At 74.7% G+C, this 20,161-nt stretch carries 19 protein-coding genes and 1 pseudogene; 9 read left to right on the top strand and 11 right to left on the bottom strand.

The window, feature by feature from the left end; translation table 11 throughout:
• Positions 1 to 51 precede the first annotated feature (51 nt).
• The 5 genes from ADK86_RS33580 (at position 52) to ADK86_RS33560 (ending at position 4,777) form a co-directional block, all read left to right on the top strand.
• Positions 52 to 495 carry a CBS domain-containing protein gene (locus ADK86_RS33580; RefSeq protein ID WP_053700007.1) on the top strand — a complete coding sequence of 148 codons (444 nt, stop codon included), beginning with the start codon at positions 52 to 54 and terminating at the stop codon, positions 493 to 495.
• A 135-nt stretch (positions 496 to 630) separates the two neighbouring features.
• The gene (locus ADK86_RS33575) at positions 631 to 2,112 is read left to right on the top strand and encodes a bifunctional phosphatase PAP2/diacylglycerol kinase family protein (RefSeq protein ID WP_078952433.1); all 1,482 of its coding nucleotides are present in this window, start codon (positions 631 to 633) and stop codon (positions 2,110 to 2,112) included.
• 80 nt (positions 2,113 to 2,192) lie between these two features.
• The gene (locus ADK86_RS33570; RefSeq protein ID WP_053700006.1) at positions 2,193 to 3,008 is read left to right on the top strand and encodes a class I SAM-dependent methyltransferase; all 816 of its coding nucleotides are present in this window, start codon (positions 2,193 to 2,195) and stop codon (positions 3,006 to 3,008) included.
• Between the two features lie 191 nt (positions 3,009 to 3,199).
• Positions 3,200 to 4,324, top strand: coding sequence for a CapA family protein (locus tag ADK86_RS33565; protein WP_053700029.1), 1,125 nt, complete (start codon positions 3,200 to 3,202; stop codon positions 4,322 to 4,324).
• Positions 4,325 to 4,426: 102 nt separating this feature from the next.
• Positions 4,427 to 4,777 (top strand): VOC family protein, encoded by a 351-nt coding sequence (locus ADK86_RS33560; protein WP_030591809.1) that lies wholly within the window; start codon positions 4,427 to 4,429, stop codon positions 4,775 to 4,777.
• A 27-nt stretch (positions 4,778 to 4,804) separates the two neighbouring features.
• On the opposite strand, the gene ADK86_RS33555 is transcribed toward ADK86_RS33560, so the two are convergent.
• Entirely contained in the window at positions 4,805 to 5,728 is a 924-nt protein-coding gene (locus ADK86_RS33555) for an NADP-dependent oxidoreductase (protein ID WP_053700005.1), read from the bottom strand.
• Between the two features lie 230 nt (positions 5,729 to 5,958).
• Between ADK86_RS33555 and ADK86_RS33550 the strand changes: the two genes are divergently transcribed.
• Together ADK86_RS33550 and ADK86_RS33545 are read left to right on the top strand one after the other, a co-directional pair.
• Positions 5,959 to 6,639, top strand: coding sequence for a hypothetical protein (locus tag ADK86_RS33550; RefSeq protein ID WP_053700004.1), 681 nt, complete (start codon positions 5,959 to 5,961; stop codon positions 6,637 to 6,639).
• On the top strand, positions 6,636 to 7,784 hold the full coding sequence (locus tag ADK86_RS33545; RefSeq protein ID WP_078952432.1) for a terpene synthase family protein: 1,149 nt from the start codon (positions 6,636 to 6,638) through the stop codon (positions 7,782 to 7,784). The genes ADK86_RS33550 and ADK86_RS33545 overlap by 4 nt, the downstream gene beginning before the upstream one ends.
• A 12-nt stretch (positions 7,785 to 7,796) precedes the next feature.
• On the opposite strand, the gene ADK86_RS33540 is transcribed toward ADK86_RS33545, so the two are convergent.
• The 5 genes and pseudogenes from ADK86_RS33540 to ADK86_RS33520 all read right to left on the bottom strand — a co-directional run bounded on the left by ADK86_RS33540 (position 7,797) and on the right by ADK86_RS33520 (position 14,357).
• Positions 7,797 to 9,164, bottom strand: a complete 1,368-nt coding sequence (locus ADK86_RS33540; RefSeq protein ID WP_053700003.1) for a cytochrome P450 — start codon at positions 9,162 to 9,164, stop codon at positions 7,797 to 7,799.
• Between the two features lie 160 nt (positions 9,165 to 9,324).
• Positions 9,325 to 10,191 (bottom strand): protein-L-isoaspartate O-methyltransferase family protein, encoded by an 867-nt coding sequence (locus ADK86_RS45325; protein ID WP_053700027.1) that lies wholly within the window; start codon positions 10,189 to 10,191, stop codon positions 9,325 to 9,327.
• 279 nt (positions 10,192 to 10,470) lie between these two features.
• Positions 10,471 to 11,220, bottom strand: a pseudogene (locus ADK86_RS33530) (aminoglycoside adenylyltransferase family protein); the annotation flags it as partial.
• 83 nt (positions 11,221 to 11,303) lie between these two features.
• Positions 11,304 to 13,343 carry a DUF5107 domain-containing protein gene (locus ADK86_RS33525; protein ID WP_053700002.1) on the bottom strand — a complete coding sequence of 680 codons (2,040 nt, stop codon included), beginning with the start codon at positions 13,341 to 13,343 and terminating at the stop codon, positions 11,304 to 11,306.
• A gap of 108 nt (positions 13,344 to 13,451) precedes the next feature.
• A complete protein-coding gene (locus tag ADK86_RS33520) occupies positions 13,452 to 14,357 on the bottom strand; it encodes an arginase family protein (RefSeq protein WP_053700001.1) in 906 nt (301 codons plus the stop codon).
• Between the two features lie 155 nt (positions 14,358 to 14,512).
• Between ADK86_RS33520 and ADK86_RS33515 the strand changes: the two genes are divergently transcribed.
• Positions 14,513 to 14,848 (top strand): DUF6204 family protein, encoded by a 336-nt coding sequence (locus tag ADK86_RS33515; protein WP_053700000.1) that lies wholly within the window; start codon positions 14,513 to 14,515, stop codon positions 14,846 to 14,848.
• A 30-nt stretch (positions 14,849 to 14,878) separates the two neighbouring features.
• On the opposite strand, the gene ADK86_RS33510 is transcribed toward ADK86_RS33515, so the two are convergent.
• The 5 genes from ADK86_RS33510 to ADK86_RS33490 all read right to left on the bottom strand — a co-directional run bounded on the left by ADK86_RS33510 (position 14,879) and on the right by ADK86_RS33490 (position 19,348).
• Positions 14,879 to 15,256, bottom strand: a complete 378-nt coding sequence (locus ADK86_RS33510; RefSeq protein WP_053699999.1) for a glyoxalase superfamily protein — start codon at positions 15,254 to 15,256, stop codon at positions 14,879 to 14,881.
• Entirely contained in the window at positions 15,256 to 15,798 is a 543-nt protein-coding gene (locus tag ADK86_RS33505; RefSeq protein WP_053699998.1) for a GNAT family N-acetyltransferase, read from the bottom strand. The genes ADK86_RS33510 and ADK86_RS33505 overlap by 1 nt, the downstream gene beginning before the upstream one ends.
• Positions 15,799 to 15,885: 87 nt before the next feature.
• Positions 15,886 to 17,376: a CoA transferase gene (locus tag ADK86_RS33500; RefSeq protein ID WP_078952431.1), complete on the bottom strand. Its 1,491-nt coding sequence runs from the start codon at positions 17,374 to 17,376 to the stop codon at positions 15,886 to 15,888.
• Positions 17,377 to 17,569: 193 nt separating this feature from the next.
• Complete coding sequence (locus ADK86_RS33495) at positions 17,570 to 18,331, bottom strand: 4'-phosphopantetheinyl transferase family protein (RefSeq protein WP_053699997.1); 762 nt, start codon at positions 18,329 to 18,331, stop codon at positions 17,570 to 17,572.
• Between the two features lie 45 nt (positions 18,332 to 18,376).
• The gene (locus ADK86_RS33490; RefSeq protein WP_053700025.1) at positions 18,377 to 19,348 is read right to left on the bottom strand and encodes a DUF2867 domain-containing protein; all 972 of its coding nucleotides are present in this window, start codon (positions 19,346 to 19,348) and stop codon (positions 18,377 to 18,379) included.
• A gap of 43 nt (positions 19,349 to 19,391) precedes the next feature.
• On the opposite strand from ADK86_RS33490, the gene ADK86_RS33485 reads away from it, so the two are divergent.
• Complete coding sequence (locus ADK86_RS33485; protein WP_053699996.1) at positions 19,392 to 20,000, top strand: TetR/AcrR family transcriptional regulator; 609 nt, start codon at positions 19,392 to 19,394, stop codon at positions 19,998 to 20,000.
• The last annotated feature ends 161 nt before the right edge of the window (positions 20,001 to 20,161 follow it).

Here is a 20,161-nt window from a genome sequence, read left to right as displayed (position 1 = left end):
CCCGGCCTCCGCTCGGCGCGGCGACCGGAACCCGAGACAAGGCGGTCAGCCATGGCACAGTTCGTGAGGGACGTCATGACGTCGGGCGTCACGGCGGTCCAGCCGGACGCCTCGCTCGTGGAGGCGGCGCAGCTGATGCGCGCGCAGGACATCGGCGACGTGCTGGTGACACAGGACGGCGTACTGCTGGGCGTGGTCACCGACCGCGACATCACACTGCGGGCGGTGGCCGACGGCGTCGACCCGCTCGCCGTGTCCTGCCGCTCGGTGTGCACGCCCGAGCCGGTCTGTGTGGCCCCCGACGACGACATCAGCGAGGCGGTGACGCTGATGCGTACCAACGCGGTGCGGCGGCTGCCGGTGGTGGAGAACGGGACGCCGGTGGGCGTGGTCAGCATCGGCGACCTGGCCCGCGCGCAGGACCCGGACTCGGCGCTCGCGGACATCAGCCGGGCCGCCCCGGACGGCGGCACGAAGGACCCCGGCCGCGTCTGACGCCCGGGGCCGTACCGGAATCACGCCCCTGTTCGACCGAATTGATCTGATGGGAGCCGGTTGCGGATGAAGCGGATGATGCCGGGCACGTCGGCGTTGCTGTCTGCGCCCCGCCCTTTGGGGTACAGGTGGCGCATGCGAAAGCTGCTGAGTACATGGGACCGCCGGATCTTCGACAGCGTGGCGTCACGGCACTGGCCGGGCGCGCAGCGGGTGCTGCCCCGGCTGACGCGCACCGCCGACCACGGCCTCCTGTGGATGGGCATCGCGGCGGGCGCCGCCGTCCTGGGCGGGCGGCCGATGCGGCGGGCCGCGCTGCGCGGGGTGGCCTCGCTGGCGACGGCGTCGGCGACGGTCAACACGCTGGGCAAGCGCTCGGTGCGCCGCGACCGGCCGCTGCTGGACGCCGTGCCGGTGATACGGCAGCTGACCCGCCAGCCGTTCACCACCTCCTTCCCGTCCGGCCACGCGGCCTCGGCGGCGGCGTTCGCCACCGGTGTCGCCTTCGAGAACAAGTGGTGGGGGCTGGCCCTGGCGCCGGTCGCCGCCTCCGTCGCGTTCTCCCGCGTCTACACCGGTGTGCACTATCCGGGCGACGTGCTGGCGGGCGCCGCGCTCGGGGTGGGCGCGGCGCTGGCCGTACGGGGCCTCGCGCCGACCCGGGCACAGCTGGCGCCCCCGGCGCGCCCGGCGGCCGACGCGCCCGCGCTGCCGGGGGGCCGCGGGCTGTTCGTGGTGGCCAACCACGCGTCCGGGCAGCGCACCGGGCCGCGCCCCGACCGGGAGCAGGAGGTGCGCGGCGTACTGCCGGAGGCCGAGGTGGTGCTGTGCGGCGATCCGGAGTGCCCGCCGTTGGACAAGGCGCTGGAGGAGGCCGCCGAGCAGGCCAAGCGGGCGGGCGGCGCGCTGGGCGTGCTGGGCGGCGACGGCACGGTCAGCGCCGCGGCGGCGGTCGCCGTACGGCACGGCCTGCCGCTGGCGGTGCTGCCCGGCGGCACCCGCAACCACTTCGCGTACGACCTGGGCATCGAGACCCTGGGGGACGCCGCCCGCGCGGTGGCCGGCGGTGAGGCGGTCGCGGTGGACCTGGCCGGTTTCCGTACCGCGCGGGGCGCGGACCCGACGTACTTCCTCAACACCTTCTCCGTCGGCGCGTACCCGGAGCTGGTGCGGGTGCGCGAGGAGTGGGCGGGCCGGATCGGGGCCTGGCCGGCCGGGGTGCTGGCGGCCTGGAAGGTGCTGCGCACGGCCGACCCGGTGACGGTGGAGGTCAACGGGAAGCGGCGGGAGCTGTGGCTGCTGTTCGCGGGCAACTGCGCGTACCGCGGGCTGGGCCTGGCGCCGGTGCGGCGGCACGATCTGGCGGACGGCGTGCTGGACGTGCGGGTGGTGCACGGCGGGCGGCTGGCCCGTACGCGGCTGCTGACCGCGGCCCTGACGGGCGCGCTGCGGCACTCCCCCGTACTGAGCGAGTCCCGGGTGCGCTCGTTGCGGATCGGCGGGCTCGCGGAGGGCAGCGTGCTGGCGTACGACGGTGAAGTGGCGGACGCGCCACACGAATTGACGATCTGCAAGAAGAACGAGGCGCTGACCGTCTACCGCCTGCTGCCCGAATAGCGAGACGACGTTCTCATGATGCGGTCACCCGGCGTACGGTGAGGAGCCCACCGACCCGGAGCGCGAAGGAGCCGTCCGCCATGCCGCACGAGTCCGCCGTCTACACCCACGGCCACCACGAGTCCGTCCTGCGCTCGCACACCTGGCGCACCGCGGCCAACTCGGCCGCGTACCTGGTGGACGCGCTCAAGCCGCACATGGAGATCCTGGACATCGGCTGCGGCCCCGGCACCATCACGGCCGATCTGGCCGCGCTGGTGCCACAGGGCCGGGTGACCGGGCTGGAGCGGGCGCCGGAGGTGCTGGAGCGGGCGCGGGCCACCGCCGAGGAGCGCGGCCTGACCAACGTCCGCTTCGTGACCGGCGACGTCCACGCACTGGACTTCCCGGACGCCTCCTTCTGCGTCACCCACGCCCACCAGGTCCTCCAGCACGTGGGCGACCCGGTACAGGCGCTGCGCGAGATGCGGCGCGTGACGAAGCCGGGCGGCGTGGTGGCCGTACGGGACGCGGACTACGCGGCCATGACCTGGTACCCGGCGGTCCGGGGGCTGGACGGCTGGCTGGACCTCTACCACCGGGTGGCCCGCGCCAACGGCGGCGAGCCGGACGCGGGCCGGCGCCTGCGCGCCTGGGCGCGGGAGGCCGGCTTCGCCGACGCCTCGATCACCTCGACCGCCACCGCCTGGTGCTACGCGGCCCCCGAGGAACGCGCCTGGTGGAGCGGCCTGTGGGCGGACCGCACGGTCGCCTCCTCGTACGCCCGGCTGGCGGTGGACGGCGGCCACGCCACCGAGGACGAGCTGCACCGGATCGCCGCCGCCTGGCGGGAGTGGGGCGCGCGGGAGGACGGCTGGTTCGGGGTCCTGCACGGGGAGGTGCTGTGCCGGGTGTGAGAGTCCGCGCCCGGATACGGCCGGGTTCGTACGGTGGGTCCGCGCCCGGCTCCGTACGTGCCCGTACGGCGGCCCCCTGACCCGACCGCCACGGCCGACGCGAACTCTCCCCGCCGCGGCGGTAGGAAAGATCCGTGAGACCCACGCACGGGCGGGCCGCCCCCGCCGCTCTGGCCGCCCTGGCGGCGCTGATGCTCCTGGCGGCGGGCTGCGGCTCCCAGCAGCCCGCCGCCGGACGGCACGGCGCCACCCCGGGGCGGCCCGCCGGGGCCGCGGCGCCCGGCGGCTTCACCCTCCTGGCCACCGGCGACGTCCTCCCGCACACCGAGATCATCGAGCAGGCCCGCAAGGACGCGCACGGCCGCGGTTACGACTTCGGGCCGATGCTCGCCGGGGTACGCGCGCAGGTGTCCGGCGCCGACCTGGCCATCTGCCACATGGAGACGGTGTACGGCGCGGACGGCGGCCCCTTCACCGGCTACCCCGCGTTCCAGTCCCCGCCGCAGGTCGCCGCCGCCCTCAGGGCCACCGGCTACGACTCCTGCTCCACCGCCTCCAACCACACCCTGGACGCGGGTGCCGACGGGGTGCGCCGCACGCTGGGCGCCCTGGACTCGGCGGGCGTACGGCACGCCGGCTCGGCCCGTTCCGCCGACGAGGCCGCCCGCCCCGCCCTGCTCAAGGCCGGCCGGGCGACGGTCGCGCAGCTGGCGTACACGTACGGCACCAACGGCATCGCCGTACCCGAAGGGCAGCCCTGGACGGTCGGTCTGATCGACCGGGACAAGATCCTCGCCGATGCGCGGGCCGCCCGCCGGGCGGGCGCCGACGTGGTCGTGGTCAGCCTCCACTGGGGCACCGAGTGGCAGCAGGAACCCGACGGGCAGCAGCGCGCCCTCGCCCGCGACCTCACCGCCGCCCGCACCGGCGACCGCCCCGCCATCGACCTGATCATCGGCACCCACGCGCACGTCCCGCAGGCGTACGAGAAGGTCAACGGCACCTGGGTCGTCTACGGGATGGGCGACCAGCTGGCGGGCTACATGTACAACCCGCAGGGCGCGGTGGACTCCCGCGGCAACCAGAGCTCGATGGCCCGCTTCACCTTCGCCCCGCCGCACGCGGCGGGCGGCCGCTGGAACGTCACCAAGGCGGAGTTCATCCCGCAATTCACCGACGTGGACCGCGACTTCCGTGTCGTCCCGCTGACCACCGCGGCGCCCCGCGACTCGGCCCACGCGCGGGCCCGCGACGCCATCCGCGACGTGGTCCTGTCGCGGGGCGCCGCCGCCGACGGCCTGACGATGACCGGTTGAACGGGTGACCGGCCGGCCCGCCGGACGAGGGCCGGGACGGCGGCCGGGCGCGAATCCCGCAACTGATCGCGTACGGCGCGCCGCCCCAACTACGCTTTCCCCATGGACATTCTGGGGACCTCGCTGCGGGTGTGCGTGACCGACCTCGACGCCGCGATCGGCGTCTACGAACGACTGACCGGCGCCGAGGCGATGCGCTTCCACCACGGTGGCGTCTCGGTCGCGGCCGTCGGCTGCTTCTTCCTGATGAGCGGTCCGGAGGCGCAGCTGTCGATCCTCCGCAAGATCACCGCGACGCTCGCCGTCGAGGACGTGGACGACGCGGTGGCCGACCTGACGGCGGTCGGCGCGCAGATCATCGCGGGCCCGCTGCCGACGCCGATCGGCCGCAACGTCGTCGCCCGCCATCCGGACGGCTCGGTCTTCGAGTACGTCGACCGCAAGGCGGCCTGACGCCCGAAGGCGGCGCCTTGCCCGGCGTCAGGATGCCTCCAGCACGATCTTCCCGCGCGTCCGGCCCTCCTGGCTCCGGCGGAACGCCTCGGCCGCCTCGGACAGCGGCAGCACCGTATCGACGTGCACGGTGAGCTTCCCGGCGTCGGCCAGGTCGCCCAGCGCCGTCAGACCGGCGTGGTCCGGCCGCACCCACACCATGTGCCCGCCCTTCCGCTTCACCTCGCTGTCGGCGATGGAGGCGACGCGGGAGGTGTCCCGCAGCAGTTCCTGCGAGACGTCGATGACGCCGTTGCCGACGAAGTCCACGGCCGCGTCCACCCCGTCGGGGGCCAACTCCCGTACCCGGCCGGCCAGTCCGTCGCCGTACGTCACGGGCTCGGCGCCCAGGGAGCGCAGGAAGTCGTGGTTGCGCTCGCTGGCCGTACCGATGACGCGGGCGCCGCGGGCCACCGCGATCTGCACACCGAACGATCCGACGCCGCCCGCCGCGGCGTGCACCAGCACCGTCTCCCCCTTGGTCACGCCGACCCGGTCCAGGGCCTGGAGGGCGGTGAGCCCGGCGAGCGGCAGCCCGGCGGCCTGCTGCCAGTCGAGGGCGGCGGGTTTGCGCGCCAGGGTCCGTACGGGCGCGGCCACCAGCTCGGCGAACGTGCCGTGCTGGACCTCGTCCTTGCGTACGTATCCGACGACCTCGTCACCGACGTCGAACTCGGTCGCGTCCTGGCCGACCGCCTCGACGACACCGGCCACGTCCCAGCCGGGAATCAGCGGGAAGTGCACGTCCATCATCGGATCGAGATATCCCGCCAGCACCTTCCAGTCCACCGGGTTCACCCCGGCCGCCTTCACCCGCACCAGCACCGAGTCCGGCCCCACCTTGGGGTCGGGCTGGTCGGTCCAGGTGAGCGTGTCGGGGCCGCCGTAGCTGTGCGCGATGACTGCCTTCATGATCGTGCCTCCCAAGTGGTTCCCCGCAGGGGTCCGCGCCGGTCCCGCACGGGTATCCGCGCAGGTCCCGCACATGTACCCGCACCGCGCCGTGTCACCCGAGTGGCCCGCGTCCGGTAGTGCGGAGGACGGGTGGTGTGTTCGCGTGGAAGGAGGCCGGCCCGTGCGGGGGCGGAGGCCGGTCAGCGCAGCGGCGTACCGCCGGTCGCCGCCGTCGACGGGAGTCGGTCATGTCTGTGCCCCGCTGGACCCGTATCGCCGTGCCCGCCTGTGCGCTGGCCGCCGGGGGCTGTGTCCTGTCCTGGGCGGGCGCGGCGGCCGGCGTGTCCCCGAGCGTGCTGCCCGCTCCCCAGGTGAAGGTCGGCAAGGCGCAGACGGACCTGTGTCCGACGGCCGCCGCCACCAAGGCGCTGGCCGACCAGGGCGTGGCGCTGGAGGCGAAGAGCCCGGGAACCGTCGTGGATTCGGGCGGACGCCGGTGTGTGCGGCTGCCGATCAGCAAGGGCGAGTTCGCCCTCGACCTGAGCAAGGGCTCCGTGCCCGCCGACGGCGGGATCGTCTTCCGCAAGGCCGGGGGCCGGAGCGTGTCCTTCACGGACGTGGTGTTCGACTTCGGCTCCCACCGGGCCAACGGTACGGCCGCCGCCGAGGGCGCCAAGGCGGGCCGGGCGCGGCAGCAGTCGGTGGAGCTGTTCTCCTTCGCCTTCGACGTGGGCAAGACCAAGGTCGATCTCGCCAAGGGCTCCGCCGAGGGCGCCGCCGCCCTGAGCCTGGGCACCGGCGGGCACAACGCTCTCCAGGAAGCCTTCGGCACCAGCCCGCTGTCCAGCCAGGGCACGGTGTTCGACACCACCGCCGGTGGTGACGTGGCCCAGGCGGCACGGGCGCTGTCCCGCGCCCTGCTGCCGTGACGGGCACGCGGGACGGTGTCCTCGGCCGGGCCGCCGTCGGCGTACAGGAGCACGGTGGCGCCGAGCAGGTCCGTGTCGTACTCCCCCCGCGCTACTGCCCGCTGCCCAGCGCCGTCCACCCGGACGCCGGCCGGCTGAACGCGTGCGCGGCGGACTGGCTGAACGGGTACGGCCTGTGCCGGGACGGCGCGCAGCGGGTGCGGATGACCGGCAACGACGTCGGGGGCTTCTACGGCCGCATCATGCCCCGGGCGCCGGGCGGCCGCCTCCAGCTGGCGGTGGACTGGTGCGCGCTGATGTTCGCCTTCGACGACCAGCACTGCGACGAGGGCCCGGCCAGCCTGCGCGCCGGTGACTTCGCGGGCTTCGCCACGCGCCTGCTGCGGGTGCTGGAGGCGCCGGGGACGGTACCGGGCGACGACCGGGACCCGTACCTGGCAGCGGCGGGCGACCTGGCGGCGCGCTGTCGTGCCGAAGGCACACCGGTGCAGGTCAGGCGCATGGTGGACGGGCACCGCGCCTGGTTCCTCGGCGTACTGTGGGAGTTCGGCTGCCGCCTGGGCGACCGTACGCCGTCCCTGGACGACTACGCCCACCTGCGCCAGCACACCGCGGCCGGTACGGCGACCACCAGTTGGACGGAGATCGTCGACGGCGCGGAGATACCGGGCGCGGCGATGGACGCGCCCGTGGTGCGCGCGCTCAGCGAACTGGCCTTCACCACGGCGGCCTTCGACGACGATCTGTTCTCCTACGGCAAGGAACGCTGGCTGGCCGCCCGTGACCCGCGGCCCGCGCGCTGCCGGCTGAACCTCGTCGACATCCTCGCCGCCGAACACGGCCTGGGCCTCGAAGCGGCGACGGCCGCGGCCGTCGACCTGTGCAACCGGCTCACCCTGCGCTTCGTACGACTGCGGGACCAGGTGCTGCCCGCAACGCAGGAGCCGCTGCGGCGCTACCTCGGCCACCTCTCCCACCTGATCCGCGGCAACCTCGAATGGGGCCTGCGCGCCGGGCGTTACACCAACCCCGACGGCCGCCACCCCGGCGCCGTCCGTACCACCGGCTCCTTCACCCCCGTCGCGCCGCGCGCCGACGCGCCGCCGCCGATCCCGTCCATCGCCTGGTGGTGGGACCGGTTCTGAGGCCGCCAGCCGTCAGCCGCGCGGGGTGAGCACCAGATCGACACGGCCCCGCGGGCGCAGCGCGACCGCGGCCCTGGGCTCGGCCCGCGTCGGCATGGCGATACGGAAGCGGCTCATCATCGTGGCCACGACGAGGGCCGCCTGCTGGAAGAAGAACGCCTGGCCGACGCACTGGTGGGGCCCGTCACCGAACGGCAGGTAGGCCAGCGGGTGCCGGCCCCGTACGCGCTCGTCGGTGAAGCGGCCGGGGTCGAAACGCAGCGGCCGCTCCCAGAAGGCGGGCAGCCGGTGGGTCAGGTACGGGGAGAGCACCAGCGTGGCACCGGCCGGAACGGTCACCCCGCCGATGACATCCTCGGCGACGGCCGTCCGCGGCACCGCCCACGCCATCGCATACAGGCGGCAGACCTCGGCCAGCACCCTGCGGGTGAACACCAGCCGGCGGGCGTGCTCGGGCCGGGGCGGCCCTCCGCCGAGCACCGCGTCGGCCTCCCGGCGCACCTCCGCCGCGATGTCGGGATGCCCGGCGAGGGCGACCCAGGCCCAGGTCAGCGTCAGGGCGCTGGACTCCGAACCCGCCACGAACATGGCCACGATGTCCTGGGCCACCTGCGCGTCGCCCAGCGCCCGGCCGTCGGCGTCCGCCCCGTCGAGCAGCGCGCTCATCAGGTCCGGGCCGCGGTGCCGCGCGTGCCGTGCCCGGCGGATCAGCGGCAGCAGGATGCCGTTGACCGTACGGGTGGCGCGGGTGAAGGCGCGGTCGCCCGGCAACGGCACGGCGAGCGGTACGAAGGGCAGCGCCATCCGCCACAGCAGCGAGTCGAACGCGACGGCTACCGCCGCGGCGAGCCGGTCGCACTCCCCCTGCGGAATGCGCGAGCCGAAGAACGCCGGATTGATGACCCGGAGCACGATACGGGTCATCTCCGTCAGCGCGTCCACCGTCGCGCCCGCCGCCACCCGCCGCTCCAGGTCCGCCACCGCCCCGGCGACCGCGTCGGCCGTACCGTCGGCGAAGGCGTGCGCACCGCCCGACAGCCCCTGGCACCACAGCTCACGGCTGGCCCGCCACTGTGGCCCCTCGCCCGCGATCCCCAGCCCCGTCAGCCGCCCCATCGCCTTCCACATCGCCGTGCCCCGGCGGTAGTTCGCACCGTGATCGCGCAGGACGTGCCGCAGATGATCGGGGTGGGTGACCAGGAAGGGCCGGAAGGCGCCCAGGTCCAGCCGGGTGAGCGCGCCCTGCGACCGGCGCCCGGTACGTTCCATCAGCGCCAGCGGACCGCCCGCCCGCAGGCCGCCGAGGACGTGGCGCAAGGGGACGGTGTGCAGCCGGTGCGCGCTACGACTGGTTGTATCGATACGGGTACGGCTCGCCATGACGGTGCTCTTCGCTCTTCCGCGGCGCGGTGTGGCGGACGCGGCCGGGCGGCACGCGCAGGCGTGATCACGCCGAACACGCCCGCACCGCACCCTATGCGGGTGTCCTGGCTCCGCCCGCCCAGCCACACCGGGCCATACGGGGCGCGTCCCCGTCAGCTCACGGCCTGCCCATGTCGATATGCTGCCCGTCCGCCCCGACGGTGACGCGGTGCTCGCTCCACCCGGGCCAGCCCAGCTCCCCGTAGGAGCGGCGGGGCCGCTGGCCGCGCGTCTTCATGAACGTGACGGGTTTGATGAGACGGCCGGTGGCGTTGCCGCGTCCGTCGCAGACGAGTCTGACCAGGGCGTCGGTGTTGTACGGGGTGTCGATCGGCGTAATGATCACTCCACCGGTGCGTACCTGCCGGGGCCAGGCGGCCGGTATGTGACGGACGGCGGCCGTGGACAGAATCCGGTCGTACGGTGCGGCAGCCGCGTAGCCGCCCTCGCCGTCGCCGACCACGGTGTGCGGGGCCAGGCCGAGGGCGCCGAGATTGCCGGCGGCCCGCCGCGCCAGGTCGGGGTCGATCTCCACGGTGACGATGTTGGCGGCGCCGACCCGGCGGGCCAGCAGGGCGGTGGTGTAGCCGCTGCCCGTACCTATCTCCAGCACCCGCTCGTGCGGCTGCGGGTCCAGGTGGTGCAGCATGTCGACGATGACCGCGCTGCAGGAGACGGAACTGGTGAAACACCCCTCGACGGCCGGGCCGTCCTCGGGGCGCACCCGCCCGTCGTCGATCTGCGTGATCAGCGCGGCGAGGGGCCGGTAGACGGCCTTGAGCCACTGCCCCGGCCGCTCGTTCCGGTCCAGCAGCGGATAGCGTCCGTCCCGCCGGGTGGGCCACCACACCCGGTCCGGTACGAAGTGCTCGCGCGGCACCTCCAGGAACGCCGCCCGCAGCCAGTCACGCTCGTGGAAGTACCCACCGCCGTACCCGTCGATCGCCGCCACGCATCCCCGCCGCAGCGCCACCGCGTCCACCATGCCGGTACCGGGCCGCGCTACCCGTCGTCCTCGTCCTCCACCGGCGTATCGTCCTCCGGCATCGGACTCCCCGGCTCCCCAGGACTCGCGAAGTCCCCACCGACCTGCCCGTTCTGTTCCTGCCGATGCCCCATCACGGCCCCCTTCGCACAGGCGGGTTCGACAGGAACAGTGTCCAGGGGGTGCCGGCGGAGCGCCAGCGGGTCCCGGGAATCGCGCCGCGGTCGTCGTCCGGCACCCACCACGGTGGCGGGGAGCCGCCCCGCTCATTCCCCCCCGCCGCAGATCATCGATCCGGGCCAGCACCTCGTCCACGTGCGGACGCACCTGCTCCATCAGCTCACGGGGCCAGACCTCGTCCTCGTAAAGGGTGGTGAGGTACAGGTCACGGGCGTGTCGGAGGGCGGGGCGGTGTGGGGTGGGGAGGTGGGTGAGGGCCCAGTCGGCGGCGGTGTGTTTGGGCTTGACGTGGCCTGTGGCCAGGGTGGTCCAGATGCGGGCCAGGGTCAGGAGGACGTTGCGGGTGTCGCCGGCCAGGTCGGCGAGGAGTTCGGGGATGCTTTCGACGCTCGCCCGGACGAGGTCGGTGTGCGGGACGGGGTCGAGGAGTTCGGCGGGCGGTGGTCCGGTGAGGGGGTGGTCGCCCGCCAGGGCCATCGTGAGCGCCAGGGCCAGGTCGGGCATCGGCTCGGGCATCGGGGGTCCGCCCGTCCGGAGTGTGTCGCGCAGCCACTCGCCGTACAGGAAGTCTCCGGTCGGCGGGAACCGCCAGGGGCGGACCTCGGACTGTACGACCACGGTGAGTTCGACCGGCCGGACGGTGGCCGTGAGCCCGGAGATCTCCAGCAGGCCCGCGAGGAGCGCGCGGCGCTGCCGGTCGTCCAGGCTCCGCCGCGTGACGGCCAGTACGTCCAGGTCGCTGGCCGGGGCGAGGCCGCCGAGCACGGCGGAGCCGTGGAGGTAGGTGCCGAGGAGGTCCGGGCCGAGGACGTCGCCGACGAGTCCGGCGGTCTGCGCGAGCTGGTCCATTGCGTCAGTGTCGGACACCGCCCGCCCGGCGGCACGCGATTTCCCGCGCGCCGCTGAGTGGCGGCTGATGGCTGCCGGTCAGCTCAATCGACTGCGCCGGCGGGGAGCGGAATCTCCCGCATCCGGAATTCGTAGCGCTCCGGAAGTGGGTGTTCCGCACGGGCCTTGGCCTGGACGGCCGGGGTCACCGGGCCGGTGCCCGCGGTGAGGCGGTCGGCGATGGCGTACCAGGTGTCGCTGAGGGTTTCGTCGCCCTCGCGGAGGTCGGGGACCTCGAAGCCGCGGTCGAAGACGGCACGGGCGGCCGGGGCGTCGCCCCGGGCCAGGGCCACTTGGGCGGTGAGCAGGGCGAAGCGGCCGTTCGTACGGGCGGCTGCCGGGATGCGGTCAAGGGCGGCGGCGGCCTCGTCGGCCCGTCCGGCGGCGAGCAGTGCGGGGACCGCGGCCCGGACCAACGCCGGGAGCAGCGGCGCGGTGTGCTCCGGCCCCGTCTCGTCGTCGGGTACGCAGGCCAGCGCCTCGGCGTAGCGCTGGGCCGCCCGCGCCGTCTCCCCTTCGGTCTCCTCGGCGACGGCGAGGCAGTACAGCGGCCGGCAGTCCGTGCCGTGTGCCAGGGCCCGTTCCCAGCTGCGGACGGCCTGGGCCCGGTCGCCCGCGTGCCACTGGGCGATGCCGAGGTGGTAGTCGGTGGCCGGTCCGGGCGGCGCGGATTCCAGCAGGTCGCGCCAGGGTGCGGAGACGAGGGGCGCGGTGGGCACGCCGGCTTCGCGCGGGAAGTCGCCGGTGTGCAGCAGCGCCAGCCAGGGGCGCTGTTCGGGGCCGATGGTGGATTCGGCGAAGGGGGTGCCGGGCAGGTCGTGGCCGGTGCGGGCGCGTTCCAGCGCGCCCCAGCCGGAGCCGGTGGCCAGTGTTTCCTTCGGTTCGAGGTCGGCGTGCGGCCGCCAGGCGGCGAAGGCCGCGTCCACCTCTGCGCGCGGCAGGGCCGCTTCGAGCCGGTCGCCGACTTCGCGCCGGGCCGCCGCCCAGTCCGTACCGTGCACGGCGGCCGGGTCGGCGGCGAGCGGCCCGTACGCCTCCAGCCAGGCGAACTCCGCGCCGCCGTCGAGCCGTACGTGCTCCAGCTGCGTACGGGCCAGGCCCGCCTGGATCTCCGCGTAGCCGCCGGTGCCGGGTTCGGTGAGCCACTGCTGCCAGCGGCGTCCGGCGCGGCCGGCGCCCCACAGGAACAGTTTGCGGCCGCGCAGGGTGTCGGTGGAGGTGTGGACCAGGCCGTGTCCGGAGCCGTCGAGCGAGGCGATCCAGCGCCGGTCGCCGTCCGGGATGTCGTAGAAGTGGTCGGCGGGGAATTCGCTGCGCAGCGGGTAGGTGCGGTCGGCGCCGTCGGACTCGGGGACGGGGATGCGGCGCAGCCGGTGTTCGTACCCGAAGTGCCAGGCGGCGTCCGCCGGGGCGAGGACGCGGGTGTGCTCGTCCTCCGGTACGGCGATGTTGGACCACCAGTAGGCGGGGACGGCGTTCAGGTGGGGGTTGCGGATGCGTACGCCGACGTAGAGGAAGTCGGAGCCCTCCGGGAGCCAGAGATCCACCTGGAAGGGGAGGTCGCGCAGCCGCTCCCACTCCCACAGGCGCAGCATCTCGCCGCCGTCGGGCGCCGGTACGGTCGCGGCGTGCACCGGGGCGCAGGAGAGGGTGGTGTGCCCGGTGGCACCGATGTTCCACTCGATGCCGCCGGAGAACCAGGCTCCGTTGAGCGCGAAGTTGGCGGGCTGGAGGACGGGGTTGCGGTAGAGCAGTTCGCGGCCGGTGGGCTTGTGGTGGAGGGAGTGGACGCGGCCGCCGAGGCCGGGCAGGACGGTGGCGCGCAGCCGGTCGTTCTCGATGACCAGCGCGTCGAGGGCGGTGTCGGCACGGGTCCGTCCGTACCCGTCGCGGACGCTCTCGGGCAGCAGCGAGTCCAGTGGCGCGTAGCGGAGCTGGCGGGCCATGTCGGGCGGCAGGTCCAGATCCTCGGACAGCTCGACGCGGTGCACGTCGCCGAGGGTCCGTACGGCGGGCAGCGGACCGGCCGGGCCGACGGGCGCCGCGGGAAGGGTCAGGGTCGTGCGTCGCACACTCGTGGCCACTGCTGCCTCGCATGGTTGTACCGGGCCACCTCGGGTACGGTGGCCGCCTGTTGACCATGGAACCCTGTCGGCGCGCGCCTGAACAGGGCCTATTGAGGCCAGGTGCGGTCAGGGCCGCGCGAGGACGCTTTCGAGCAGACCGGCGAGGAGCGCCGCGCCGGTGCCTTCGGGGTCGAGGTCCGGGTCGTAGATGGTGAGGTCGAGTCCCACGCAGCGCGGGGAGGCGGCCAACGGCGCGAGCAGGTCGCGCAGTTCGGCGGTGAGCAGCCCGCCGGGGTCGGGGCTGTCGACGGCGGGCATGACGCTCGGATCGAGGACATCCGCGTCCAGGTGGATCCAGAAGCCGTCCGGGGCGGCGTCCTGAAGATCGCGCAGAACCTTGCGGGCGACGGTGGCCGGTCCCTGCTCCCTGATCTCGGAGGCCGTGCGGTGGGAGATGCCCAGACCGGTCAGTTCCGGGCGGTCCTCGTCGTCGTCGCGGATGCCGAGAATGTGCAGGTCGGTGTCGCGTACGTACGGTGCGAGGCCGTCGATGCCGGTGAGGTCGGCCTGGCCGCGGCCGGTGATCTGGGCGGTGCCCTCGCCCGCCGCGGCGCCCACGGGTCCGTTGCGGCCGGTGTTGCCGGGGTGCCGGAAGTCGGCGTGCCCGTCGAGGTAGGCGACGCCGTAGCGGCCGGTGCGCCGCAGGCCGAGGACGGCGCCGAGGAGGATGGAGCAGTCGCCGCCGAGCAGGACGGGGAACTCGCCCGCGCGTACGTGTGTCTCGACGCGGGCGGCGAGCCGGCGGGTGTAGTCCGCGATGGCGGCGGCGTTGAAGTCGCCGTCGCCCTCCTTCCAGCCGTTCAGGTCGTAGCGGGGCGGTACGACGACGCCGCCTTCGAGGGCGCCGAGCCGCCGCAGCAGGCCCTGTTCGCGCAGCGCGCCCGCCAGCTTGTAGCAGCCGGGGACGGTGCCCGGCGCGGGCGGGCGCAGGCCGAGGTTGGAGGGGGCGTCGAGGAGCACGATGCGGCGCATCCGGCCATCTCATCGCACCGGGAGGCGGGAGGCAACGGTTTTCCGGGGGCGGGGCAGGGGTCAGCCGGCACCGGAAAAGGGGACGCGCGGCCGGGCGCCATGCCGTACCGTTGCAAGCGCATCGATACGTACGGAACGGAACGAGGGACACGGCGATGGCGACGCAGCACACCTACCGGGTGATCGTGCGCGGCCGGTGGGACGGCCTGACCGACGAGGCCAGGGCGAAGCTGCTGGCCGAGGCGGACCAGCACGGCCTGGCGCAGCACCGGTTCACGCCCGAGGGCTCGCTCGTCTACGACACCGCGCTGCGCTCGTTCACCTACCGGTACGTGATCGTCTCGGACGCGGCGGACGGCGAGGAGCTGGCCGCCGCCCTCGCCGAGGAGAAGGCGGAGGCGGCGCTCACCGCGGCCGGGTACGGCTACCGGGACCTGCGCTCCTCGGCCACCGACATGGACACCATGAAGATCAACCGGAAGGGCCGCTGAGCCCGTCCGGCCTCCAGGGCCGGGAACCGCTCACCGCGCGGGCGGCTCGTTGAACCGCAGCTGGTTCCCGAACGGGTCGGTGAGGGTCAGCGTCAGCCCGATCTCGCCGTCCTCCTCCAGGCCGGGGCTGAGGAACGGGTAGACCTTGGCCGACAGTTCGGCGTGCAGCGCGCGCACGCCGGACAGCTCCGCGTACACCACCGAGCCGGGCGTCCCGTCGCCGTGGTGCTCGGACAGGTGCAGCACCAGGCCGCCGCGCGACACCTGCGTGTACAGCGGCAGCTCCGGCGCGAAGCGGTGCTCCCAGTCGACGGCGCAGCCCAGGTAGCCGAGGTAGAACTCGTGCGCCTTGGGCACGTCGAAGACGCGCAGCACCGGGACGGGGTGCCGGAAGGTGATCTCGGACATCAGGCCGCCTCGAACATGTCGCTCGTGATCGCCCAGCGTTCGTGGTCCCGCCAGGCGCCGTCGATGAACAGGAAGTCGGGCGAGTATCCCTCAAGACGGCAGCCCGCGCGCCGGGCGAGGGCCACGGAGCGTTCGTTGTCCGGCTGGACGTTGATCTCCAGGCGGTGCAGCCCCAGCTCGTCGAAGGCGTACCGCATGGCCAGCCGCAGCCCCTCGCTCATCAGGCCGCGCCCGGCGGCGTGCGCGAACGCGCCGTATCCGACCGCGCCGTTGCGGAAGGCGGCGTACACGATGTTGTTGACCGTCAGGAACCCCGCGATGCGGCCGGACTCCAGCTCGCAGATCAGAAAGCCTTCGCGCGTCGGCTCCTGGAGCTTGGCGAAGTAGCGGTCGTACGCCGCGTCGGTGACCGGCGGCGACAGCCACGGCCGGTGCAACGGCACGCTCTCGCGCGCCCGCGCCGTGAACTCCGCCCGGTCCGCCGCGGTGAAGTGCCGGATGCCGACCCGCGGACCGGTGGCGAGGTAATGATCGTCACCCATCGTCCGATCGTACGAAGTGACGGGCCGCCACGCCAGGCATTCCGGCGGGGTGCGCGAGCCGCGGGGCGTGCTTCCGGGCCCGCCGGGTCAGCGGTCCTCCCAGGCCGGGGCGTCGGCCCCCAAGCGCCCCGGCGGGCGGTGCCAGTTGAGCGGGCCGCCCTCGAAGGCGACGGGCGGGAGGGCATGGCGGAGGGTGCCGAAGGGGCTGGGGGTATCGGTGAGGCAGCGGGCGGGGTCGTACGGCCGGGTGGCGGTCGGCCGCGGGGCGGGGTCCGGTCCGGGGATCTCGTCGAGCAGCCAGGTGGCGGTCCGGGCCAGGGCGAGGGTGGCCAGCCGCGTACCGCCCGTACGGGACTGTTCGGTCAGGGCGCTCAGCACCGCCGCGGCCAGCAGATAGCCCGTACCGTGATCCAGGGCCTGGGCGGGCAGCGCGCCCGGGGTGCCGTCCGCGTCCCCCTCGATGACGGCGATACCGGTGGCCGCCTGCACCAGGCTGTCGAAGCCGCGCCGTGCGCCCCACGGCCCATGGCCGCCCCAGGCGGACAGCCGGGCGACGACCAGGCCCGGCCGGCGCTCCGCCAGGGCCTCGGGCGCCAGGCCGAACCGGTCCAGGGCACCCGGCCGGTAGCCGGTGACGACCACGTCGGCGGTGTCGAGGAGGCCGTCGAGAGCCGCGCGTCCGGTACGGGAACCGAGGTCGAGCGTGGCCGAGCGTTTGCCGAAGCCGGTGTCGGCGTGGGCGTCCGGGCTCTCCGGCAGGTGGGGCGCGTCGAGGCGCAGGACATCGGCGCCGAGGAGCGCGAGGGTGCGGGTGGCGACCGGCCCGGCGATCACCCGGGTCAGGTCCAGCACCCGGAGTCCGGCGGCCGGGAGCAGCGGGTCCGGGCCGTCGCCGAGCGCGGCGAGGCGGCACGGCGGGGCCCCGGCGCCGATGCTCTCCAGGGTCAGCAGCGGCCGGGCGGCCACCGCGGCGCCCTGCGCGTGGGCGGCCCACCGGCCCGGCGTACGGACGGCGACGGCCAGCCCGCCCGCCGCGTACACGGTCTCCTCGACTTCCTCGGCGCGCCGCCCGGCGAGTTCGGCCGCCACGTCCGCCACGTCCGCCGTCCCGGGCAGTCCGAGTGCGGCGAGCAACCGGGCGCGGTGGTGCGGGTAGTTGGCGTGGGTGCGGACCCAGCCGTCGGCGGTCCGCCAGAAGCGCGAGAGCGGCGCGAAGGCCGAAAGGGCGCGGCCGTCGATGCGCAGATGGCGTTCGCTGCGGAAGGCGGTGGTGACCGCGGCGTCGTCCACGCGTACGGCCGGTACGGCGCGCCCGGTGCGGCGGGCGGTCAGCTCGGCGGCGGCGAGCGCGCAGACGGCGACGGCGGAGCGGGCCGCCGGGAGGACGGGGAGCCGGGCGGCGAGCAGGTCCTCGGCCGCGCCGGGCGGGCCGCCGTATGTGACGCGTTCCGGCAGGGCGGGGTCTCCGCCGAGGGCCGCCCAGACCAGGTCCGTGGCGGTGGCACCGCCACGGGCGACCTGGTCCGGAGCGCCGGTTTCCGCGCCGTCCGCCGTACCGCCCGGAGGTAAGTGCGTCATGCACGAAGTGTGGCATCCGGTGCGGTACGGCGTCGATCAAGAACAGTTCAACTACGCGGCGGGCCGGTGGGTCCGGGTGATCCCGGCATCCCGGTCAGTCGCGCCGCTCGCCATACGCACCACCGCGCGGGCCGCCGAAAACGGCCCGACTGCGCGGCGGGCCGATGGGACCCGCCCATCCCGGCGTCCCCGGTCAGCCCCCGACGCCCCCCGTACGGACCGCGCAGGCCGCCGCGTACCCGTCCGGCACCGTCACGTCCGCCATCTCCCACCCGGGCACCGGGACCGGTACCGGCCCCGCGCCGACCAGCGTCGTGGTCATCAGGTCGCCCGCCAGGCCGCTGCCCTTGCCCTTCAGACACGCCTCCTTGCGGGTCCAGCAGCGCGCGAACGCGGCCGGGCGGGCGGCCTCCGGCAGCGCGTCGAGCGTCGCGCGCTCCTGCGGGTGCAGCATGCCCGACACCTCGGCCACGGTCCGGGGCGACGCCGGCTTCTCGATGTCCACGCCCACCGGCGTGCGCGCGAAGCCGATCAGCGCCATGTCGCCGGTGTGCGAGAGCGAGAAGTGCAGCGGCATCCCGGCACCGGCGAGCGCGGGACGTCCGTGCGGCTCGTCGCAGCAGGGGCAGGGTTCGCGTACGAAACGGAGCGCGGCCGGATCGCGGTCCAGGTACGCGCCGAGCAGGCGGCGCAGCGCGCTGTGCGAGGTGGCGTAGGTGTCGCGGTCACCGGGCCGGACGAACGCGGCGGTGCGCTTGCGCTCGCCCGCGTCCAGCACCGTGGTGTCGTGCAGTCCGGCCTCGGGCACGGTGCGCACCAGCCACAGCGACACCGCCGGCGGGCCGTCCGCCGGCAGCGGTCCCGGCAGCGCGGCCGGGTCGTACGCCTCGGGTATCAGGGCGGGCCGCGCGGCGCCGCACTCGTCGCTCGGGGCCCAGGTATCGCCCGTGGTCATCGGTCGTACTCCCTCGTTCTCGTGTCGCCCGTCCGCCCGGCACCGTCACGGCCGTGTCCGGTGACCGTACCCGGCCCGAGGGGCGCGCGCGGCCCACTCGCGCTCCCCCGCGCTCGGTGCGGCCAGCGCCAGCCTGCGGTGCGTACGGCGGAGCATCGCACGGGCGAGGACCGGGTGCACGCGCCGGACCAGCGCGAAGTAGAGCCGCCCGCCCGCGTGGTGGGTCCGCACGACGGTGCTCAGCGTCACCCGGCCGCCGTGGCCCGCCGTGCGCCCGTCCGCCCCCGCGGCGGGGCTCTCGACCAGGATCGACGCCCGGAAGTCCAGGTGGCGGGCGTCCTTGCCGAGCAGGAGTTCGCCCCCGTCCGCGGTCGTGGCGCGGCCCTGCTCGGGGAACGCGCCGCGCAGCACGTCCTTCCAGGCCGCCGGGTCGCGCGGCATCCCGGGCGGCAGCGGCAGCTGCCAGGCGTCCTGGAAGTCCGTGCGCGCGAAGGCGGTACGGGCCAGCCGGGCGCCGGCGGGGAGTGCGACGGCGGTGGGGCGGTCCCACAGGAGGCGATTGAGCAGTTGGACATACGGGGACCGGCGGACCGGGGCGCGGACCGTGCCGGTGGCCGCGCGCTCGACGTTGTCGAAGACCTCCTCGACGACGGTGGCGTGCAGCCACCGGATCGCCAGCGGCCAGGCCACGCGCCCGGCGCCACGGAGCCGGCTCTCCAGGACGTGGGTCACCCGGCAGCTCCCGGCGTCGAGCGGGGTGACCTCGAAGGCGTGGTGACCGCCGTCGGGGAAGTCGAAGCGGACGCGGCGCCCGGGCTCGTACGCCGTGACCCGGTAGCGGACGAAGCCGTGGCCGCCGGTCGCGCCGGTGCCCAGCGGGCGGTCGAAGCGCATGGCGGGCCACACCGGCACCGGGAAGAGCGGGTCGTCGTCGCCCGCCAGCCGGTCGAGCAGGGCACCGACCGTCCCGGCCGGGGCGCCGACGGTGCGTGCGTGGACATCGCGGACCGTGCGCATGGGCACCTCCATACGGTTGCGTATGTTGACCGTACGGTAGCGTATGGTCATGGCGCCACAGCGAACCGGGGAACGTACGCAGCCGAAGGGCACCCGCCGCCGGCTGACCGCGCAGGACTGGGCCGAAGCCGCCCTCGCGGCCATCGGCGAAGGCGGCCTGGCCGCGGTGGCCGTGGAGCCGATCGCCGCCCGCCTCGGCACCACGAAGGGCAGCTTCTACTGGCACTTCGCCAACCGGGAGGCGCTGGTCGACGCCGCGCTGGAGCGCTGGGAGCAGTCGCACACCGAAGCGGTCATCACGGAGCTGGCGGCCGAACCCGACCCGGAGCGGCGGCTGCGCGCCCTGTTCGCGTACGCGACCGCGGCGTCGGCCGAGGACCCGCTGGAGGTCGCGCTGCTGGCCACGGCCGCGGACCCGCGCGTGGCGGCGGCCCTGCGGCGGGTGACGGACCGCCGCGTCGGTCATCTGGCCGAACTGTTCGCCGCGTTGGGCTTCCCGGAGGCCGAGGCCCGCCGCCGGGGCCTGCTCGCGTATACGGCGTATCTCGGCCACACCCAGCTGAGCCACGCCGTCCCGGGGAGCCTCCCCGAGGGGCCCGGCCGCGACGGCTACCTGGACTCGGTGCTCGACACCCTGCTCCACCAGGACTGATCCGGCGTCCGCAGGCTGCGGAACGACGCCCTCCGCCCTCCGCGGTCCGATGCCCCGCGGCACGCCGTCGCGCGGCCGGAATTGGCCGGGCTGCACATAGACGTACTACGTGCATGGGGCATGGAGTGGAGAGGTCCGGACCGGACCACCCGCCCCACCCC

The organism is Streptomyces sp. NRRL F-5755, from assembly GCF_001279365.1.
GTDB lineage: Bacteria > Actinomycetota > Actinomycetes > Streptomycetales > Streptomycetaceae > Streptomyces > Streptomyces rimosus.
This window is presented reverse-complemented; position numbering and strand designations above follow the sequence as displayed.

Excerpts from the sequence above, each read along its gene's own strand:
- ADK86_RS33565 (WP_053700029.1), top strand. The coding sequence starts at position 3,200 with ATGCTCCTGGCGGCGGGCTGCGGCTCCCAGCAGCCCGCCGCCGGACGG.
- ADK86_RS33570 (WP_053700006.1), top strand. The coding sequence starts at position 2,193 with ATGCCGCACGAGTCCGCCGTCTACACCCACGGCCACCACGAGTCCGTC.
- ADK86_RS33500 (WP_078952431.1), bottom strand. The coding sequence starts at position 17,376 with ATGACGCACTTACCTCCGGGCGGTACGGCGGACGGCGCGGAAACCGGC.
- ADK86_RS33490 (WP_053700025.1), bottom strand. The coding sequence starts at position 19,348 with ATGCGCACGGTCCGCGATGTCCACGCACGCACCGTCGGCGCCCCGGCC.
- ADK86_RS33575 (WP_078952433.1), top strand. The coding sequence starts at position 631 with ATGCGAAAGCTGCTGAGTACATGGGACCGCCGGATCTTCGACAGCGTG.
- ADK86_RS33550 (WP_053700004.1), top strand. The coding sequence starts at position 5,959 with ATGTCTGTGCCCCGCTGGACCCGTATCGCCGTGCCCGCCTGTGCGCTG.
- ADK86_RS33505 (WP_053699998.1), bottom strand. The coding sequence starts at position 15,798 with ATGGGTGACGATCATTACCTCGCCACCGGTCCGCGGGTCGGCATCCGG.
- ADK86_RS33485 (WP_053699996.1), top strand. The coding sequence starts at position 19,392 with ATGGTCATGGCGCCACAGCGAACCGGGGAACGTACGCAGCCGAAGGGC.
- ADK86_RS33495 (WP_053699997.1), bottom strand. The coding sequence starts at position 18,331 with ATGACCACGGGCGATACCTGGGCCCCGAGCGACGAGTGCGGCGCCGCG.
- ADK86_RS33520 (WP_053700001.1), bottom strand. The coding sequence starts at position 14,357 with ATGCGCCGCATCGTGCTCCTCGACGCCCCCTCCAACCTCGGCCTGCGC.
- ADK86_RS33555 (WP_053700005.1), bottom strand. The coding sequence starts at position 5,728 with ATGAAGGCAGTCATCGCGCACAGCTACGGCGGCCCCGACACGCTCACC.
- ADK86_RS33580 (WP_053700007.1), top strand. The coding sequence starts at position 52 with ATGGCACAGTTCGTGAGGGACGTCATGACGTCGGGCGTCACGGCGGTC.
- ADK86_RS33560 (WP_030591809.1), top strand. The coding sequence starts at position 4,427 with ATGGACATTCTGGGGACCTCGCTGCGGGTGTGCGTGACCGACCTCGAC.
- ADK86_RS33540 (WP_053700003.1), bottom strand. The coding sequence starts at position 9,164 with ATGGCGAGCCGTACCCGTATCGATACAACCAGTCGTAGCGCGCACCGG.
- ADK86_RS33515 (WP_053700000.1), top strand. The coding sequence starts at position 14,513 with ATGGCGACGCAGCACACCTACCGGGTGATCGTGCGCGGCCGGTGGGAC.
- ADK86_RS33510 (WP_053699999.1), bottom strand. The coding sequence starts at position 15,256 with ATGTCCGAGATCACCTTCCGGCACCCCGTCCCGGTGCTGCGCGTCTTC.
- ADK86_RS45325 (WP_053700027.1), bottom strand. The coding sequence starts at position 10,191 with ATGGTGGACGCGGTGGCGCTGCGGCGGGGATGCGTGGCGGCGATCGAC.